The 4092-nt window shown below is 54.3% G+C and carries 2 protein-coding genes; one reads left to right on the forward strand and one right to left on the reverse strand.

Annotated features, from left to right (window positions below):
* Positions 1 to 160: 160 nt before the first annotated feature.
* Positions 161 to 1069 (reverse strand): exopolyphosphatase, encoded by a 909-nt coding sequence (locus LQZ21_RS14820; protein ID WP_411045355.1) that lies wholly within the window; start codon positions 1067 to 1069, stop codon positions 161 to 163.
* Between the two features lie 56 nt (positions 1070 to 1125).
* Here LQZ21_RS14820 and LQZ21_RS14825 point away from each other — a divergent pair, with 56 nt between their 5' ends.
* A complete protein-coding gene (locus LQZ21_RS14825; protein ID WP_411045356.1) occupies positions 1126 to 3990 on the forward strand; it encodes a M16 family metallopeptidase in 2865 nt (954 codons plus the stop codon).
* Positions 3991 to 4092: the final 102 nt, after the last annotated feature.

Below are 4092 nucleotides of genomic sequence, written 5' to 3' on the forward strand. Positions count from 1 at the left end.
TTCTTACCTTTTTCGCCTTCTGCGCCTTCGTGGTCAAATTCTCTTCCCGTCTCTTCCTCTTCGTTCGTGGTGTTCGAGTGGTTCGTGGTTAATTATCTTCCTCCGGTCCGAGTGGTTCGTGGTTATTTTTTCTCCCGGTTCGTGGTATTCGAGCCGAAGATCAGCCTTTCATCTGGGCGATAAGTTCCTGAAGGACCCGGTCGGCGTCGGCATAGGGCACCTGACAGGTTCCCGCCTGACGATGACCGCCGCCGCCGTATTTGAGCAGGCTGGAGCCCACATCCACCGTGGCGGTCCGGTTCAGGATACTGTAGCCGGCGGTGATAACACAATTTGCCTTGTTTCTGCCGTCAATAACCCAAAGGGAAACATTCTGTTCAGGGAAAAGGGTATAAATGAGGAACCGGTTCCCCGCATAAATAAGATCAACCCCCCGTAAATCGGTGATAATCACCTTACCGTCGATCCGGCTGTGTTTTTTAAGCAGATCCAGAAAAAGGGGTTCCTGCTGAAAGTACACATCCAGCCGTTCTTTTACATCGGAGAGGGCCAGCAGTTCATCAATGGGCTTATCCACACAGGCCAGGGCCAGCTTTTTCATCAAATCGTAGTTGCTGATGGTAAAATTCCTGAACCGGCCCAACCCGGTACGGGGGTCCATGATAAATCCCAGTAAAATCCAGTCTTTGGGATGCAGTATTTCATCCTTCGTAAGATTACCGGAATCCATCTTATCCACGTATTTAAGCATGGAGGCAAAGCGGCCGAGTTTTGCGTCGCCGCCATAGTATTCATAGATGATCCGGGCGCAGCTTGGGGCAAGCCGGGAATCGCCTTCAAATTTAATTTCCGTTTTGAGCCGTTCCGTTTCACTGGAATGATGATCAAACCAGAGTTTACAGCCCTTGATATAGGGAATATTGGCAAGGATATCATTATCCGTTGCTTCCACCAATCCATCCTGTATGTCCTTGGGATGAACAAATTTCCACTCATCCACCAGCCCCAGGTATATCAAAAGCGCCCCGCAGGCCAAACCATCGAAATCAGATCGAGTTAATAATCGCATATAAAAACCTCCTCCAGCCCTGTTATATATCGGACAAATTCATTATAATTTATATTATGTATTTTGTTAACTTAACTATTAAAAAAGCATGCGCTTTTTTTGCTGTTTTGATCTTTATTTCCTGCGCTTCCGGTACTAAAGTCAAACCTGAAAGCTACGGCGGACTGGGACAGCCCACGGATCCGGTTCCCTTTATGGCGGCGGCCCGGACCGGGACCCTGCCCAACGGTCTTCGGTATTATATCCTGGAGAATCGAAAACCCGAAAACCGGGTGTATCTTACCCTGGCGGTAAATGCGGGATCGGTTCTTGAGGAGGAAGATGAGCAGGGGCTGGCCCATTTTGTGGAACACATGGCCTTTAACGGAACCGCCCGTTTCCCCGAATCGGAACTGATCAATTATCTCCGTTCCCTGGGGATGCGTTTCGGCCCGGAGGTGAACGCCTATACCGGCTTTGACGAAACCGTCTTTGGCATTGAGGTGCCCACGGAAATTGACGAGGAGGGAACAAAAGGGATCCCCGCCAAGGCCCTGGAGGTGATTGACGATTGGACCCATGCCATTACCTTTGTCCCGGCGGATGTGAATGACGAGCGGCTGGTTATTATGGAAGAATACCGGAGCAGCCTGGGGGCCGGGGAACGGATCCAGCAAAAAATAGTCCCCATAATTTTTGAGGGTTCCCCCTATGCGGACCGGCTCCCCATAGGGCTCCCGGAGATCATACAGGGCGCCCCCCCGGAGCGGCTGGAAAATTTCTATAAAACCTGGTACCGCCCGGACAATATGGCGATCATCCTGGTGGGGGATTTTGACGGAGCCAAAGTTGAAGCGGCATTGCCCGCCTATTTTACCGCCCCGGCGCCGGCGGCCCCCTTGAATCATCCCTATTATGATCTGCCTCCCCCCAAAAAAGGGAATTTTTCGGCGCATATCATCACTGATCCGGAGTTGACCTTTACCCGGATAGACATGTACCACAAGCAGACTCCCCAGGCCCTGCAGGGGGACCTTGCCGCATACCGGCAGGGGCTCCTCGACAACCTGATCGACCGGATGCTTTCCCTCCGTTTTGACGAGGCGGCATCCAAGCCTGAAACCCCCTATGTATGGGCCGCGGCGGGGAATCTCCGTTACGGAAGCTCCTCCCGGTATTACGTCATGGCCTCCCAGGTTAAAACCGGGAGCGTCGAAGCCGCCTTCCGGGAACTCCTGCGGGAAAAGGAATCCATGATCCGTTACGGCTTTACCGAAGCCGAGATAGACCGGGCCAAGCGGTCCCTGGTCTCTGATTTGGAACAAATGGTATCCGAGCAGGACCGGCAGGAATCGAATGATTATGTATGGAATTTTACCAATCATTTCCTGAACGGGCAAATGGTGGCGGATGTAACCTGGGAATTGGAGGCGGTTAAAAAACTGCTCCCCGGTATCGGGGCCAAGGAGATCCAGCGGACGGTACAGGATTATTTTGCCGCCAACGACCTGCGGATCCTCCTCACCAGCCCGGAAGCGGAGGCCGCCTCACTCCCGACGGAGCGGCAGATCCGGACCCTGGTGGCCCAAAGCCGGCGGGCAAAAATAGCCCCCCCGGAGGCAGCGGTTTTTACCGATGAACTTATCGGCGAAGATCCCCGGCCGGGGACCATCAATTCCGAAGTACGGGATCCCAGCGGGGCCCTTATCTGGGAACTGAGTAACGGCGCAAAGGTCATCCTTAAGGAAACCCGGAACCGGAACAACGAGATCGTCCTCTATGCGATAGCCCCGGGGGGGACCACCAGTGTCCCGGCAGCGGAGAATATCTCCGTAAGCCTGGCGGCGGAGATGCTGGAGGCCTCGGGGCTCGGTCCCTATTCCCGTCCGGAGCTGGTAAAAAAACTCGCCGATAAGCAGGTGTCCATCTCGTTTTGGACCTCCACCTATCTTCGGGGGCTCCAGGGTTCCGCCACCACCGGGGACATCAAAACCCTCTTTGAAATGCTTTATTTGGGCTTTACCGATCCCCGGATCGACCCCGAAGCGGTAACGGCCATGCTGGATCAGTACCGAACCTCCCTGGCCACACGAAACGAAGACCCGGACTCGGTCTTTGTCGACGAGATAAGCCGGATCATTTACGGCAATAACCCCTGGTTTAAACCGATGGAACTGGCGGATCTCTCCCAGGTGGACCAGGCGTTGGCGGAGAAATTCCTCAAAGGAAGCCTCAATCCCGCGGACTATACCTTTGTGTTCACCGGGAACATTGATATTGCGGCCATGCGGACCTATACGGAAACCTATCTGGCCTCGATTCCCCCGGGGGCAAGCTCCTGGAAAACCTGGACCGATCCGGGGATAGTCCGTCCCGACAAGACCGAACGCTCGATTTATAAGGGAAAGGAGGAACGGAGCCTCGTGTTCCTGGGCTGGTACGTACCGGCCCCCTATTCCGAGGCCGCCGGAACCGTTGCGGGGGTCCTCAGCGAATATCTGGACATCCTTTTGACCGAAGAAATCCGGGAGAAGCTCGGCGGGGTCTACTCGGTTTCGGCGAGCGCCGCCCTGTCACCCCTCCCTGCGGGGGAACTGAGCCTGCAGGTTTATTTTGCCTGCGACCCCAAACGGGCCGGGGAACTTTCCGCGGCCATTGAACGGCTTTTTCAAGGACTTGCCGGGGGGACCGTAAACGAGGATATGCTGCATAAATCCCGGGAGGCGCTGAAAAAAAACTGGGAAACCTCCATGGAGAGTAATATCTTCATCGCCCGGAGTTACGCCAATTTTTCGGTGATCCTGAATTTGCCCTTCTCCCGGCTGGACCGGCGTCCCGAATTATACGATGCGGTAAGCGCCGCGGACCTGCAGCAAGCCATGGCCCGGCTTCTACAGAAGGGCCCGGTCCGGGGGATCCTCTATCCCGAGGCTTGGCATTAAGCGGGTGATCCGTTAGTACCCGCGCAAGAATAAAATGCAGAGCATTTTATTCTAATTGCTTACGCAATAAAGAAACAATATGACCATTCGGTCATGTTGTTT

Origin of the sequence: Treponema sp. TIM-1, from assembly GCF_046533115.1 — a bacterium.
Classification (GTDB): domain Bacteria; phylum Spirochaetota; class Spirochaetia; order Treponematales; family Breznakiellaceae; genus JAIRMO01.

What these genes read in the sequence shown, in the direction of transcription:
- LQZ21_RS14820 (WP_411045355.1), bottom strand. Translation starts at nt 1,069, where the DNA reads ATGCGATTATTAACTCGATCTGATTTCGATGGTTTGGCCTGCGGGGCG.
- LQZ21_RS14825 (WP_411045356.1), top strand. Translation starts at nt 1,126, where the DNA reads ATGTATTTTGTTAACTTAACTATTAAAAAAGCATGCGCTTTTTTTGCT.